General features: G+C 56.0%; 12 protein-coding genes. 4 read left to right on the top strand and 8 right to left on the bottom strand.

The window, feature by feature from the left end:
• Nucleotides 1–232: 232 nt before the first annotated feature.
• The 6 genes from SH139x_RS06750 to SH139x_RS06725 form a co-directional block, all read right to left on the bottom strand.
• The gene (locus SH139x_RS06750; RefSeq protein WP_488354512.1) at nt 233–1,027 is read right to left on the bottom strand and encodes a bestrophin-like domain; all 795 of its coding nucleotides are present in this window, start codon (nt 1,025–1,027) and stop codon (nt 233–235) included.
• A gap of 156 nt (nt 1,028–1,183) precedes the next feature.
• Nucleotides 1,184–2,569: a DUF1214 domain-containing protein gene (locus tag SH139x_RS06745; protein WP_488354511.1), complete on the bottom strand. Its 1,386-nt coding sequence runs from the start codon at nt 2,567–2,569 to the stop codon at nt 1,184–1,186.
• Between the two features lie 161 nt (nt 2,570–2,730).
• Entirely contained in the window at nt 2,731–3,864 is a 1,134-nt protein-coding gene (locus SH139x_RS06740; RefSeq protein WP_488354510.1) for an alpha/beta hydrolase, read from the bottom strand.
• 11 nt (nt 3,865–3,875) lie between these two features.
• Entirely contained in the window at nt 3,876–4,574 is a 699-nt protein-coding gene (locus SH139x_RS06735) for a TetR/AcrR family transcriptional regulator (protein WP_488354509.1), read from the bottom strand.
• Between the two features lie 230 nt (nt 4,575–4,804).
• A complete protein-coding gene (locus SH139x_RS06730; RefSeq protein WP_488354508.1) occupies nt 4,805–5,683 on the bottom strand; it encodes a tyrosine-type recombinase/integrase in 879 nt (292 codons plus the stop codon).
• 459 nt (nt 5,684–6,142) lie between these two features.
• Nucleotides 6,143–7,132 carry a helix-turn-helix transcriptional regulator gene (locus SH139x_RS06725; RefSeq protein ID WP_488354507.1) on the bottom strand — a complete coding sequence of 330 codons (990 nt, stop codon included), beginning with the start codon at nt 7,130–7,132 and terminating at the stop codon, nt 6,143–6,145.
• Nucleotides 7,133–7,472: 340 nt separating this feature from the next.
• Here SH139x_RS06725 and SH139x_RS06720 point away from each other — a divergent pair, with 340 nt between their 5' ends.
• From SH139x_RS06720 to SH139x_RS06705, 4 genes are all read left to right on the top strand, one after another.
• A complete protein-coding gene (locus SH139x_RS06720) occupies nt 7,473–8,258 on the top strand; it encodes a DUF3299 domain-containing protein (protein WP_488354506.1) in 786 nt (261 codons plus the stop codon).
• A gap of 29 nt (nt 8,259–8,287) precedes the next feature.
• On the top strand, nt 8,288–9,781 hold the full coding sequence (locus SH139x_RS06715) for a metal-dependent hydrolase family protein (RefSeq protein ID WP_488354505.1): 1,494 nt from the start codon (nt 8,288–8,290) through the stop codon (nt 9,779–9,781).
• Between the two features lie 347 nt (nt 9,782–10,128).
• On the top strand, nt 10,129–10,956 hold the full coding sequence (locus SH139x_RS06710) for an enoyl-CoA hydratase/isomerase family protein (RefSeq protein WP_488354504.1): 828 nt from the start codon (nt 10,129–10,131) through the stop codon (nt 10,954–10,956).
• A 177-nt stretch (nt 10,957–11,133) separates the two neighbouring features.
• The gene (locus SH139x_RS06705; RefSeq protein ID WP_488354503.1) at nt 11,134–12,435 is read left to right on the top strand and encodes a carbohydrate porin; all 1,302 of its coding nucleotides are present in this window, start codon (nt 11,134–11,136) and stop codon (nt 12,433–12,435) included.
• 387 nt (nt 12,436–12,822) lie between these two features.
• On the opposite strand, the gene SH139x_RS06700 is transcribed toward SH139x_RS06705, so the two are convergent.
• Nucleotides 12,823–13,659 carry an ArdC family protein gene (locus tag SH139x_RS06700; protein WP_488354502.1) on the bottom strand — a complete coding sequence of 279 codons (837 nt, stop codon included), beginning with the start codon at nt 13,657–13,659 and terminating at the stop codon, nt 12,823–12,825.
• Nucleotides 13,660–13,829: 170 nt separating this feature from the next.
• Nucleotides 13,830–14,030 (bottom strand): hypothetical protein, encoded by a 201-nt coding sequence (locus SH139x_RS06695; protein ID WP_488354501.1) that lies wholly within the window; start codon nt 14,028–14,030, stop codon nt 13,830–13,832.
• Nucleotides 14,031–14,438 lie beyond the last annotated feature (408 nt).

The raw sequence follows: 14,438 nt of genomic DNA, 5'->3' as shown, positions 1-14,438 counted from the left end.
CCGCCGGAAGATTCCAAAATCCGTCAGTCGTCTTCGATCGAGGCCAGAGCGGATTTGATGTTTGTGCGTTTTAGAGTAGGCATCGCGTCATCCTTTGCCAGACTCGTCTGGCCACCGGCGGATGTCTCTCGGATCAGCGCGGCAGCAATCGCGAACCAGATAGTCGCACGACTGGCGTGACGAGACTTGCTACTCGGTTCATTGCAGGGGCTCCAGGCATCTCGACTCCGGCTCATGGCTTCGCTGGGGCAATGCTCTGCTGCACTCGCTCCAGCGGGGCGACGCCGACTTCGATCCTGCCTCGCCGGGGACGGTTCACGTCCATAATCAGAAGCAGGACAGCACAGATGAGGACCGCAAGGAACAGAATTGACGTACGCCCACGTTCTGATGAGGCACCAAAGGACCAAGCTAGAAACCCCACCGCAACCGCTGCCACGCCCAACAGAAGCAATATCAGAGACGGCGGCAAGAAGTTCTCAATTGATGCGACCCGCAACTCATGGAGATCGATCAATTCGTTCGCAGCGGTAATCAACGTGGAAAGTACCGCGGGGCTCGTTCCGGGCTGGTCGGCACGCTCAACGACTGACCAGATCCTGGCGTGAAGTGCCTCACCTTCGCTCTGTGCTGTTCGCATTGCATCGAGATTGTCGCGAGATCCGCCCAGCGCAATCCGCGTGTCGGTGTACTCTCGCAGTGCACTTCGGAGGTCTCCGTAGAGCGGCTCTGGGAGAAGTCCGGCTCTCAACCATAGCGTTCCGATCGCATTTGATTCATCGACGATCACGTCCCGACGAACATCCCAGCGCGCGATTGCCATCGAGAGAGTAAACCCGAGCAGCAAACCCAAGATGCCCAGCATTGCGGCGCCGATGCCGCTCATCAGCGATCGCAGCGAGTCACTCGCGTCTTTCCTGCGGGCTCCTGCCCGGTAGCCAATTTCGCTCGCGGCCAGAAGCAATGCGACCATCACCAGCGCGAGTAATCGGTGGTCGATCAGGTAGAACCAGAGTTCGAATGGCATGGTGTTCGCCCCATTTCTGGAATTTCTGAGTTGTTCAAGGAGTGTCTTCAGTTCGAGCCGGCCGCAGAATGGTTGGTCAACGAAACATTAGCCGTGCGACCAGTTCATAAGGCTCTGTGTTCCAGATGAAAACGGAATCGGCGAGGTGCCATGCGGTCAATTCACCAACTCCGCTTTCGGCGCCGTCCACGTCTTCATCGCCTCGATGTCCGGCGCGTAGACGCGCATGATGACGTCCAGCTGTTCATCCTTCCCGCCGGACGGCAACCAGTTCTCCGCGGGCACGCCTTCAGGCTTCTCGGCGGCGATGTGGATCTCCACGCCACCCGAGGCGTCCAGCTTCATGCCCCCGTTCTCGCCGACGCTGTACTTGTGATGATCGTTCGGGATGAAGAGGCCCTTCCGGGCATCGTAGAGCGTGGCCGACCAGAACGCCTTTGCCGGCGGCAACTCTTCCTTGGTCATCCGAATCACGTAGTGCTTCGTGGCCATCATCGGTGATCCGTCGGCCGTTCCGATCCCCGGATACTGTGCCTGGTCGTACGGCAACCCGATCGGCCCGACGCACGACTGCACGACCATCGGCTCGAGCGCCATGCTTCCCTTCGGCTGGAAGACATTGGTCAGATAGGGGTTACCCTGGGGATGATTCCAGATGGCCAACGATTCCGCGGCGATCTTCTCGGCGGTCTCAGCGAGTCGTGCGCCGTCGATGCCCGCGAGCTGAGCGGGGTTGTAGGTCTTGCCCGGCTCCACACCCAGGGGTTTGAGCGCCGACAGCACGTTGCGGTCCATCTCGTCGTTCGAATCGAAGGTCGTGTGATTAACCACGAACTGCATCACCTCCAGAAAGTTGTGCCTGAACACCGTCTGGTCGTTCCCGAACGCCGGGAACTCCACGGGGCTCGAGGGCTTCATGGGTTCGCCTCGGAACTCGGACAGCGTCATGAGCTTCTGCTTCTGCATCGCTTCAAGGTTGCGCTGCATCCGAGCGGGCTCGCTCGCATGAGGAGCGACGCGCAGGAACGCGATGGCGAAATCCCCGGTCATCTTCACGGTCTTGTCGATCCCTTTGATCGGCTCACCTTTGTAGTTCTTTGTCCGCGAAGTGTAGAAGAGCATGGTGGTGGGCTTCTTGAAGTCGCCCTTGGTCGTCGACAGTGGGACGTCGACGTAGTGGTCGTACGCCGAGGTCTCCAGCGAAACATACTTCGAGTCGAAGGCGGGGAACTGGATCACAATCGCGTCATCACGCATGTCCAGCATCGCGATCAGATAAAGCGTGTCGTTGTTGGGCCTCGGAATCGCCGTGACCGTGTGGTCCATCAGGCCCGTGGGAACGAACAACTTGTTCCATCCAGCGGTGCTGAATGGGTTCGCCTTCTGCATCGCGAAGTTGTTGTTCGTGTTGTACATCGCGACGTATTGATAAGAACGACGGACGATATTCTCAATTTCCTTGTCGGTAAGTTCTGCCGCAGAGCAATATCCGGCACTGAGCGTGAAAAATGCCACGAGGATTGTAGATAGAATGTTTCTCATGTTTACTTTCTCCTTTCTGATGTTTGACAGAAAGGTAACCAGGGCGTGGAAGGATTGCGGCGTTCTCGATCTCGTTTTCATTTGTTATCTCCTTGGTTTCTGTGTTTAAGAGCGCTGTCGGCGGCTATCGTATTTCTGCCCGAGACCAACAACGGTCGCGACTATTTCTTGAGGTGCTTTACCAAGAAGACGTCCATCTTCTTCAAGGCCGTCACGGATTCCGGTGATGTAGGCAATTTCGCCTGGAAGACGTGGGGCATCCCTTCGTAGATATCCAGCGTCACGGTCTGTTCGGCGGTATCGAGGGCTTGGAAGAGCCGGACGAAGTTGCTCAAAAAGATCTCCCGGGTGCCACCTTGGATCAGGGTCGGTGGGAATCCCTTGCCGAAATCGCCGTAAACCGGTGACACATAGGGATGCTTCTGGTCCTTCCGATCGGCATAAGCATCCGCCGATGGCCCCAAAACTGTTTCGTAGAGGAAGTTGGGTTCCGCGTCCTTCAAGGTCTGATAGGTATCGCCGGTCTCGGTAATGTCGGCCCACGGCGACCAGAGGACCACTGCGGCAGGCATTCCCAGGCCAGCGTCACGAAGTTTGAGCACCGATCCAGCGGCCAGGCCGCCGCCAGCGGAGTCACCGTAGACAGCAATGTCCTTCATCTTGAGGCCCTGCTTCATAAGCTCCTGGAATACGGTTACCACCTGGCTCGTAATCTCCTGCCACTTGGCCCTTGGCGGATTTGTGTAGTCGACCGCAATCACACGCAAACCGGTGTGCGCGGCAACCGGCCCGCTGCTGCGCAACGTGCTGCGCGCCGAAAACAGGGTGTAGGCGCCGCCGTGGACGTAGACGAGCACTTTTCCGCTGTCTTTCCAGCCATTCGGCGTGATCTCAAGGACCGGCACTCCCCCAAAATCCCTGCGCTGAACTTTGATGGTGTAGCGTTGGATGACCTGCTGCACATCAGCTTCAGCAGCCTCCTCTTTGCCGCGATGGATCTTGCCCCAAGCCTCGATATCATCCGGGCCCGGCATCGTGGGCTCTTGCGTTGGATCAGGGAGCTTCTCGTAGACATCCCGCCAGCCCGCGGAAATCGTTGTGGGGACAAAGGTGCGAAGGTCTCCTCGCGACTGGGGCTCCGGCGAGGCCCGGTCCTCCTGAGCATGGATGGGCGTGCACGCAGCAAAGGCGAGCAGGACCACCATGAATACGAGACTTCTAGCTGGTCTGTATTTAGTATTCCTGAACAGAGCGGTTAAGGCTGATGCGACCTCGGTAAACGTGGCGAATATCATCGTGAGCTCCTTTATCTGGTACTGCGTTTCTTCTTGTTGCGTTTCGTTCCGGATGGCTTCGATGCGCGAAGACGCTTTGGCGCGCGGCCGTAAAGCGCCCCTACCCAGATGCCGTGTAGCGTTTCAAGCACGGCGTCCGGGTCTCCCTGAGGGTGTCGTCCGAACTCCGAAATCAAGACAGTGGCGTCAAGTGCGTTCAGCGCGTTGGCAGTCCGCCGCGCATCGAGCGCTGGTGCAATCAGGCCGTCTCGTTGCTGGGCCTCGATTCGCGCCTTGACTGCGTCGTCCCAGCGGCCCATGAACCCTGACCACGCCTGCTCAAGCCGTTCGTCCAGCGGAGCGGCCTCGGCAACTGCGCGGATGATGGGGCCGTGTTCGACGCACGTCTGGACGACGCCTCCGAGCGACGTGAGAAGAACGCTGATCGGCTCTCCCTCTCCGCTGATCCACGGGTTTGCCGTCTGGTGCATCACCACCTCGACATCCGCGAGCAACGCCTCGATCAACCCGTGAAGATCACCGAAGTACTGATAGAACGCAGGGCGGCTGAGTTCTGTTCCGGCCATCAGTTTTGCAACCGTCAGGTCACGGAACGGATGCTTCCAGAGGAACTGGACCGCGCGCTGCCGGATCAATTGCTTCGCCTCATCGGGAAGATGGCGGCGCGAGCGGTTGATCGCCTTCTTTGTGGAGTTTCGAGTTGCTGACATAGCGTCAGCATAGACTACTGACACGTCGTCAGCAACACGCCAGCCGAAAGTTGCCCCCTTCGAAGCTCATCGGTGGCGTGACCGATGCGAATTTAGAAATCTCGTTCTGATGGAGGTTGCATCGGCCGAACGTAAGTTCGGTCGGGCGTAACTCGACGCCAGGAAGCAGACGAGTGCCGACTCCCTCGACACTTGTAAGTAGCTTCGCCACAAGGGTCCGTGACTGTCCTTTATGGCCTCATCCCTTGGTCACCTTTCGTGACGGCGGATGCATCGACCGACCGCACGACGAGATTCAGGTTCGGCGCGTCGGTGAAACAGACCGATGCGCCCAAACAGCCCCCCCTGAAGAGCTGTTCATGGGTGACTTGGCCACTGACGAAAGTTATCTGCTGGAATTGAAGGCGGATTCTCCTAAGCGTCGCCCCCCCTTTGGCGTCTAGCGAGTTCGGCGAAGCCACAACTCCAAGGCCTCGTTCATAGCGTCTTGCACGGATGGTGGCCGCCTGCCAGCGGCTTCTTCCTTTCGGACGTGCTCTTCGAACTGAGCGATTACCAGGTCTTCCACCGTAGTCTCCTCTCCGAAGCTTCGAGATCGCTCCCGCTCGGCAAGCCGTGTAAATCAGAATGCCGATAATCGCTCGGTCCCGGAGCTGCGAAAGCGTTTCTCCCTGAAGAGAGCCCAACAGCGTTTGGATTTCGTCCTTCTCGATTTCCGGCGTGAGCCCTTGCTTCACGACCAACTTTTCGGTCCGGGCCACGGCTGCGGGATTGATTAGGCAAACATGCCGCTCTACCAGGATGTCAAAGAATCTCTTCAGGGCGGCTCGATGCTGTTTTTTCGAGCTGGTTTTGCCCGCTAGCTGCTTGAGGTAGCGGCCAACGTCACCGGCTCGAATCTCGGCTAGGGCGAGGTCGTGCTCCAAAGCCCACTTCATGAATTGGGAAATTGCTCGCTTGTAGGCTCGCCTGGTGTTCTCGGTCCGACAAGCTCCGTCGAGGAAGTCATCGAAAGCGGTCTGTGCTGGTTTGCCGGCGTCCGCGATGAGTGCTGGCACTTGGCACTTGATGAGCTGGCCACCTTGCGAAGTAATGAGTTCGTTTGCCATCGAATCTGTTCTCCATTTAACGACTGATAACCCCTTTTATCATTCGTTAAGTGGATCGCGCAACGGGCGAAAGCGGTTTTCTCGACGTGGAGCCATTATTACGGTGCGGGGTCGCTCAGAGCAGACAAAGCGCGTCGGACGATGAAGCCGACGCAGTTTCGGACCGGACGCCTGGAGAGGCGGTTGTCGCTCGTCGGCGATTCAGCGACTTCGTCTTTCCCGCCGAGGTCGTGAAGACCGACGCGATTTCGCAGACTTCGTTAGACGCTGAAGACGATGCAACCTCCATCTCAAAGAGTGCCCCAATGCCGAGTTATTAACGGCCAGTTCCTTCCCCTTGCCATCCTTGCGCGTTGGATGACAGGATCATCGACAACGTGTTGGTTAGGCGGTGTGGCGAGTCCAGGTTGGGCTGAGTTGGTGAGAACTACCTGCCCAAAAATTCCGTCTCATCAGCACTTACTCGAATGTTGATTCGAGGCGTCGATAGGCTGCGGGAGAGATACCGGTCCAGCGGCGGAAGGCGCGGTTGAAGTGGGCCTGGTCGGAGTATCCGAGTTCCTGTGCGATTTGGTTTAAGCTGAGATCTCGCTTGGCGATTAGCCGATTGGCCGACGTCATTCTGGCCGTCTCCAAGATTCCAGTGAACGATTCGTTCATGTCAGATAAGCGTCGCTGTAATGTTCTGACACTTGTTCCCAAAGCATTCGCGACAGATGCGATTTTTGGGACCTCGTCCTTCATCATGCATTCGACAACTTGGCGAATGGCCACAGGGAATTTGTGTTCCAACGGTTCGTAGTTGGGCTCCGTCGTTGATACGATCCTCAGCGGCAATTGTTTGGGGAGCAGATGCTGTGGGACCTCAAATGCAGTGACATGGTTTGCGAAGCGAACGGTTGAGCGGGAAAGAAGATGATGGTCTCGCACGCGTGCAGGATCGCGTGTCTGAAGCAACACAAACGGTGGGTACCAATTTGGACCGGCCGCCAACCGTACCGTCGCGATCATCATGGTCAGCACTAAGAGCTCAACGTGCTTCTTTTCGGTAACGTCGCCGTCGATCGGTCCCCGACAGAACCAAGTTCCCGCGTCCGATCGTGACACATAAAAGTCAGCGCGAGAGTACTCGTGAAGTGCGAGCTGACAGAAAGTTTCCAATGCCTGATTTAGGTTTGCGACCTGGAGCAGTCGCGAAGAGAACGCCCCGTAGTGCTCGATCGACATGTCTCCTGCCACGAGACCCAGATCGTCGATTCCTTCTTGCTCGGCCGCCAAACCGATGAAGCCCCACGCCTGGTGGGCCGGAATGATGGCTTCCGCATCTTCGAGGACTCGTTCGGAGAGTCCGACTTGCTCAAGCAGACGCCGTTTGGGTGCCCCGAGTCGATCAAGGACCGCCCCATAAGCATAGACATACTTCGCGCGAACCAGCGGGATGATCTGCATGGCAAGTCGTTATCAAAAAGGAGTTCATGTGCGCCGAAGAGATGTTGATCCGGAAAGATCTCAGACCGCTTGAAACCAAACTCCGCAACATCTGTTGTGGCAACGACTTAGCATAACCCTCCGTTCGTTGTGATTCAACCGGTGATGATAGCTCATGGCAAGCGTGCCAATCAGGATACTTTGTGGCACGAGATGGCAAGAAGCCCCTATCCGGGTTGTCTAGAATCCCGACTCGGTTTCCGATTCAGCGGTAAAGTCTCCCGGCCTTTAGTCTTGGGGCAATATCTCTTTTCACTGTTCGCCGCATGAAATCCAACCCAAATGGAATCACCCTTCAAACATGACTCCCAACATCCTTCGTATTATGATCGCCGTACCCGTTTTCTGCGCAGTTCTACTACTTGGAGCAACGGCGATCGCGCAAGAGGCTAAGACTTCGGCGGCCAATGTTGACCATATGAGCAGTGCTCCCATCAAGCTTGATTGGCGTGAACTCGCGCCAGAGAATGGAAGACCCTTCAATGACCCGTTTGCCAAGCTAACCAATGCTCAACGTGGGGATCTCAGTTACGTCGCACGAATTCGGCGACTGATTAGCCAGCAGAAGCTCGACGCAGACGGCGATGACGCCAAAGAAGCAGTCCGGCTCACCGCGAGACTTCGGCAACAGGAAATCGATGTCAACTGGCTTCTGGTGCAGCGTCAGCGTATCCCCGAAATTCGAAAGCTTCAAATTGACTCGGTTGCGAAATCCGTCGCCGCATCTCTGAAGTCGAAATCGGTAGAGCTGGTCGGATTTGCGACCACGATACCGACTGGCCGCGAACGAGGCACCACGTTTCTGCTCTTTCCAAATCCGGATACATGCGGTCACTCGGTATCACCATCACCACTGCATATCGCACTTGTGGAAACCGATGAAAGACTCGTATTTACCTCGCCAAACACGCCGGTACGAGTCAAGGGAGTCGTCATTGCAGAGCCTAAGTCGACACCGCTTGTCAGATCCGGCGGTGTGCAGGCTTTTGATTCGGCCTACAAAATCATTGGCTCAAGCATTGAGGTTTTAACCCCCACAAGTGTTCGGCGAATCGTCGCCGATCAAGTTCCTTCAAGCACACGATAATTTTCCTCGAATCGAAAGAAGATAACCCAATGCGAAATAGACAATTGATGTTTGCCCTGCTGTACGCAGGAATGTTGCCATGCCTGTTTTCGGCCGACGCAGTGGCGCAAGAAGAAAGTCAACTTGAAATCCCACCGGTGATGGTGATCAAAAATGTCCACGTCTGGGACGGGACCAGCGATACCCTGCAGAAAGATACCGATGTCCTGATCGTCGGGGACAAGATCAAGCAGGTCGCTAAGAACATTCCGACCGGAGGAGATTACGAAGTCGACGCCGTTCGAAAGACGTCGAAGAAGGCCGCGGGAGGAACCGCGACCGGCAATTTCCTAAACGTTTCGGTCACTAACGAGCAGGGGGAAATTGAGAAAGCATCGGTAAAGGTAACCGTCATCGACGGCAAAGGGGGCTATCTCATTCCTGGAATCATTGACTCCCATCAGCACATCATGCTGTCCAAAGGCACGGGTCCAGATGATATCCTCAACCAGCAGTTGCCCTACACCCCGGCCTACAACGCCATTCCACAAGGCATGATCATGCTGAAGATGGGGGTGACCACGATTCGCGACACCGGAGGCCCATCGGTCGAATTGGGCATGGCGATCGATGCCGGACTCGTGGACGGTCCGCGCATCTATTCCAGCGGAGCCATGGTTACCTGTACCTCGGGCCACGGAGACTTCGTAGGACGCGCGCCCACCAATCAGAACAATTACCCTGGCAGCACGGCGTGGTGGTCATCGGCGATCAACTTTGCAACGTTTGCCGACGGACCTGCCGAGGTCCGTAAGGCGACGCGACATGCGCTTGCCGGCGGCGCGACCCAAATCAAGATCATGGCTGGGGGCGGCGTGGCTTCGCTGAAGGATCCCCTCGAAAGTGTCGGCTTCTCCGAGGAGGAGATGCGTGCTGCCGTGGAGTCGGCGACCGACTATGACACTTACGTCTGTGCCCATGCCTACAACGACGAATCGGTGAAACGCTGCATCCGAGCAGGCGTCAAGGATATCGTACACGGCCAACTTCTCAGTGAAGAGGTCGTCAAAATGATGGCCGAAAATGATGTCTGGCTTGGCAGCCTGTCCTCGCCCTACGGCCTGATGGATGTGCCCTGGTTTACGGAAGAAAATCGGCGCAAGGGAAGAGAAGTCCTTGCTGGTTACGAAAACGTCATGAAGTTGGCCAAGAAGCACGGCGTCAAAATGGGCTTTGGCACCGATGCCGCCGCGGGAATGGTGGACACCATCCTTTATGAATTCGAAATGCGTTCCAAGTTCTTCACACCGCTGGAAATGCTCAAGCAAGCAACGTCCACGAATGCGGAACTATTGCGGATCTGCAAGTCACGCGACCCCTACAAAGCTGCCCCGTTGGGTGTGATCAAGGAAGGTGCGTGGGCAGACATGTTGATTTACGATGGCAATCCTCTTGAGAACATCGATTTTGTCACCAAACCAAAAGAGCACCTGAAGGTCATCATCAAGGGCGGCAAGGTTTACAAAAACGAACTCGACGAGTAGCTGTCGATTTGGTTCGGGGCGGTCGCTTGATCGCCTCACTTTCCTTCATTGCGGGTAGCTCTGATGAATTCTACTCACGCTAGACAGGGGCCACAGCCCTTTGTAACGACGGCGACGAGGGGGGATCTACGATGCCATAGTGCTTGGCCCGAAAGGCAAACGTGTGCAGGTCACCATGGTCGATACGCGTTCATTCCGTGGGTCGTCCAAACGCGATGAGCGAGAAAAAGAGGAGTGACTAAGGATTGGCAAGGTCGGCAGATACCTTCCTCGCGAGCGACAGCGACTCTTCGATGGGCTCGATCATTCTTTTACTCTTAATCTCTTGAATCAGTTAGCGACGAACCATGAATAAATTGTCCATTTCGAGCAGCGATCGTGTCGCGACCGTCGTGTTCGATAACCCACCCGCCAACATTCTGACGATCGAAGTGATCAATGAAGTGAACGTCTTGGTCCAGGAACTCGGGAAGGATGATGATACGAGTGCCGTTGTCTTCAAGTCGGCCAACAAACAGTTTTTCTCCGCGCATTTAGACTTGAATCTCATCAATGGGACAGCGGCAGCCCAAGCGGGATGCATTGAGTTCAGTCGCATGATCAAAGCCATCAAGGCAATGAAGCCATTGTCGATCGCCCTGGTCGATGGTGTTGCCCGTGGCGGTGGCAATGAGGTTGTGATGGCGTGCGATTTGGCTTTCGGGACAGAAAATGCTGCCTTTGCTCAGCCGGAACTCAACGTCAACATTCCGACCGGAGGCCAAGGAGGTGTTCAATTCGCCCGTCGCATGGGGAAGAACAAGGCGCTCATGGCATTGCTAGTCGGTACCGACTTTACCTCGCAACAGGCCGAGGCATTGAACATCATTACAAAGTACGTACCCAAAGCGGAGCTGGACAAGTTCCTCGAGAAGTTGCTCCTTGGCATCCGAGGCTTGGAGCTTCGCGACATTGTCATGTACAAGGAGATCATCGCTACTTCGATCACCGATGAAGATGCAGGCACAGAGCTTGAACTACGCCACTTTCTCGAGCGTGCCAAAGAGGAAAAGACTCAGGCGATCATCGCGGCATTTTTGAAATCGGGTGGCCAAACGGAGCGAGAAGCCACTGATTTCGAGGGTGTTTTTGCTGATACCGCCGCTGAGTTGGCGCGGGCAAACGAAGCTTCATGACATGCGGCACTGCCAGAAGCCCAAACAAACATACTGCCAAACCGTCGTACTGCTGAGTGCTAGCGGCGGGATCGACGTTCCCTGGCTGTCCTGTGGCTTGTGATCTCTATGATCACGACGACCCATACAATCGCATCCTCATTCCTTTCCACGATCTCGTGTGCCGATTAAGGTTGCATGAGAACTCCTAATCCATCGCCTTTGGTTGCCTTCTTGATCGGGACCGTGCTAACACTCGGTCCAACAGCACGCGACTTGCCGGCCCAGGATGGTGGCGTTTTGAATCCGGCAAGCGAGTCGGTTCTAACGCAGTCGAGTGTCTACCAGGACATTGCACAGTTTGGCGGCCCATCGAGTGTGGGAGGTCAGTTGGCCGAAGACAATGAGATCGACGAACCCGATTTTCGCTGCCAGAGGTTGCAGCAAGTTGCGGAACCGTGGTTTGAATTCAAACAGCGTTTGGACGAGTCTTGCGGTTTGCAATTGAGCATTGATGAATCGATGTTCTATCAGACGGCGACCAGCAGTCTTGGGGAAACCGATGCGGCCAGCGGTCTCGTTCGCGTCTACGGCCAGTGGACGCTGCTTGGTCGGGGAACAAACAATCCGGGACAACTGGTCTTCAAAGGTGAAAATCGGCACCGAATGACCGCGATCACTCCGTTCGACCTTGGGTTTGAGGCTGGATCGATTTTGCCGACCGGAACCTTCTTCAGCGAGTTCAACTACGGGGTCACCAATCTGTTCTGGAAGCAATACCTCTTCGATCGTGATCTGGTGTTCGCCATCGGTAAGATCGATGTCACCGATTTCGTTGATGTCTATGGTCTGATGAACCCGCTGATGCATTTCATCAACCTCGGGTTTTCAACGAACCCGACGATCGCGGTACCCAACCAAGGCCTTGGCTTAGCGGCTGGGGCGATGCTGACTGATAAGCTCTACCTGCAGGGTGGTTTCGCCGACGCCAACGGTCAGCCAACGTTGGCAGGCTTCGACACGTTCTTTGAAGATCGCGAGTACTTCAGCTACGTGGAACTAGGCCTCACTTCGTCACGCGATCGGATCTATCTGGACAACGTGCATGCCACGTTATGGCATACCGACGCTCGCGACAAAGCACAAACGCCCGAAGGCTGGGGTGTCGCCGTGACAGCCCAGAAATTCCTCGATGACAAATGGCTGCCGTTCTTTCGATTCGGATACGCCGATGGAGATGCAGCGCTGATGCAGACCACATTCAGCACGGGCCTCGGATTGCGTCGCGCCAACAATGATGTCGCGGGGGTCGGACTCAGCTTCGGCAAGCCCGCCGATGGCACGCTGCGAGATCAATTCACGAGTGAAGCGTTCTATCGATTTCAGTTGACTCAATTCCTTGCCGTCACGCCCGACGTTCAGTTGATCGGCAACCCTGCGCTCGATCCGAGTGAAGACGTATTGGCTCTCTTTGGAATTCGGCTACGAGCCGCGTTTTGAGCGATCCCGCGTGCTTCGAGGAGACACGTAGCAGGAGGTTTCACTGCAGAGCGACAGTAAAACCTTAAGGTCAATCCCCTGCCCCTAATCGACATCCACCGCATCCGTCGTAAATCGCGTCGGTTGGACCAACCGCCCGCCCGGACGCCGTTTGCTAACTCGCAGAGGTGCAACAGACGGTCGCACGTTTCGCCTGAAGCTTCGTGCGTTCGGCGTGAAACGCCGACGCTATTTCGAGTCCATAGCTTTCGGCCTGAACGTTAGATAAGCGAATACTACGTGCGGTCCACGAAAAACGGGGCGCGCAAGTGTGGGATTTGATGCGGGTATGATTCAGGAGTTTGGCATAGAAAGAGGGCTCCGGCATGGCGTGCTGGAGCCTTGGTGTCAAACGTTGACGACCAGCTGTTTCGTTTTGGCTGGTGCCTCAAGTGCTGACAAAATCCTAGTTGCAGCCCGTTGAACATGGTCAAGCGAGTCGCTCAGCGTCTCCGCGTCGCCGCGATAGAGCCGAATGTAATCCGCTGACCGAGTGCTGGTATCAAGCCCGACCGCTGTCGCAACCACGTAGGATACAGCTTCCGCTTCGGTCTCTCGAACGGTTTTGCTGGTTTCACTACGACGGTCACCTTTGTGCAGCAGCTCGTGAGCCAACTCGTGAACGAGGACGGCGAATTCCTCGGCAGCATCGAGGTCCGGTACGACCGAAATCGCACCGCCCGCGGACTGTCCGAGTGCTCCACCTTGAATCCTCTCGTAAGAAAGGGAGATTCCTTCATCGTCGATCAATTGCTTGACGCGAATGAGGTTCTCACCGGGGTCGCCATTGATACCCGCGAATTCGGCAAGGTCCTTGCCTTCGGTCTGGCTCACATCAAAGACATGAACCACCTTGAATCCGCGTAGCACCAACTTCGGCTTGCCGTCGAAATCGGTTTCACACTGTTCCGCCTTCTTCTTGAACAAAAGCGGAGCGAGGATTGCTATTCCCTTCTCACCCTTCTTCACGTGCCGGCCAAGCTTCTTCCATGAGCCAAATCCAGCCACGCGAGTTGCCTCGGGAAACTGAAGATAAGTCATCATGATGTTTCCGAAGCTGTAGTGGTGAAATCTGGACAACATGCCCAAGTACTGTGTCAGCTGTTCACTGTCATCAGCTTGCAATGCGGTTGCCAGGTCCGCCAACGCCGTCTCTGATAGTTTGAGTGCGTCTTCACGCATCATCGTTGTTGCTCCAATCGAGTAGTTGTCGGCCCAGAAGTGGCCAAACGGATTGAGAGCACAGCGTTTGCAAACTACAGACTTCCCGCGACGAGCGAGAAAGCAGTTGCGGAGTTGCGAATTGCAACCCCGATGCTGTGCTCGCGGGAAAATGCGTTATGCAGAAAGCCGCTCTAGAAGCGGTCAGAAAGATGGGCCGTACGCTGAAGCACGTTGGCCAGGTAGCCGTCGACTTCTGTCCGTGTGTAATTCACCGGATAGAATCCGCCGCCGTCGAGCCACTCTTTGAGGGCAATTGCCCTCTCGCGAGCCGTCTCGTAGTCGGTGGATTTCATGGCCTCGTACATTTCGAGGTAGCAGGCAGTTGGGTCCATGGTCGGGCCCTCCAAAAGTGAGGGCGTGCAGAAAAACCTGAACAGAAAACCGTAAGCACGCCAAGCCGGTTCCCAGCTCCTGGCTTGGGGAACCACGAGCTGAAAACCGCAGGCAGGTTTCTACCGATGCCATTGCTGAGAAAGAGCGGACCTATCGTCCGAGAATGGGAGAACTTCAGCGTCTCCCTGACCGCAATGGTCGCACACAAGAAATCGCTACTCAAACATCGGTGAGTTGCTTCTTTCCCTTCATCCGTATGGCCTTCGCCCCGTCGATTGAGGCCCATCGGTGACGGGGAAGAAAGCAACGGCCCACCGGCTGACACGGTCGCCCCAACGAGTTGCTTATTTTAGCTGATTCCGGAGGCCTTCTTTCTTATTTTGCCTGCTACGAAATCTCTGAGGCTC

Source organism: Kothea flammea (genome assembly GCF_052161645.1).
Taxonomy (GTDB): Bacteria; Planctomycetota; Planctomycetia; order Pirellulales; family Pirellulaceae; genus Laterigemmans.
This window is presented reverse-complemented; position numbering and strand designations above follow the sequence as displayed.

What these genes read in the sequence shown, in the direction of transcription:
- SH139x_RS06715 (WP_488354505.1), top strand. Translation starts at nt 8,288, where the DNA reads ATGCGAAATAGACAATTGATGTTTGCCCTGCTGTACGCAGGAATGTTG.
- SH139x_RS06700 (WP_488354502.1), bottom strand. Translation starts at nt 13,659, where the DNA reads ATGATGCGTGAAGACGCACTCAAACTATCAGAGACGGCGTTGGCGGAC.
- SH139x_RS06745 (WP_488354511.1), bottom strand. Translation starts at nt 2,569, where the DNA reads ATGAGAAACATTCTATCTACAATCCTCGTGGCATTTTTCACGCTCAGT.
- SH139x_RS06750 (WP_488354512.1), bottom strand. Translation starts at nt 1,027, where the DNA reads ATGCCATTCGAACTCTGGTTCTACCTGATCGACCACCGATTACTCGCG.
- SH139x_RS06720 (WP_488354506.1), top strand. Translation starts at nt 7,473, where the DNA reads ATGACTCCCAACATCCTTCGTATTATGATCGCCGTACCCGTTTTCTGC.
- SH139x_RS06725 (WP_488354507.1), bottom strand. Translation starts at nt 7,132, where the DNA reads ATGCAGATCATCCCGCTGGTTCGCGCGAAGTATGTCTATGCTTATGGG.
- SH139x_RS06735 (WP_488354509.1), bottom strand. Translation starts at nt 4,574, where the DNA reads ATGTCAGCAACTCGAAACTCCACAAAGAAGGCGATCAACCGCTCGCGC.
- SH139x_RS06740 (WP_488354510.1), bottom strand. Translation starts at nt 3,864, where the DNA reads ATGATATTCGCCACGTTTACCGAGGTCGCATCAGCCTTAACCGCTCTG.
- SH139x_RS06710 (WP_488354504.1), top strand. Translation starts at nt 10,129, where the DNA reads ATGAATAAATTGTCCATTTCGAGCAGCGATCGTGTCGCGACCGTCGTG.
- SH139x_RS06705 (WP_488354503.1), top strand. Translation starts at nt 11,134, where the DNA reads ATGAGAACTCCTAATCCATCGCCTTTGGTTGCCTTCTTGATCGGGACC.
- SH139x_RS06695 (WP_488354501.1), bottom strand. Translation starts at nt 14,030, where the DNA reads ATGGACCCAACTGCCTGCTACCTCGAAATGTACGAGGCCATGAAATCC.
- SH139x_RS06730 (WP_488354508.1), bottom strand. Translation starts at nt 5,683, where the DNA reads ATGGCAAACGAACTCATTACTTCGCAAGGTGGCCAGCTCATCAAGTGC.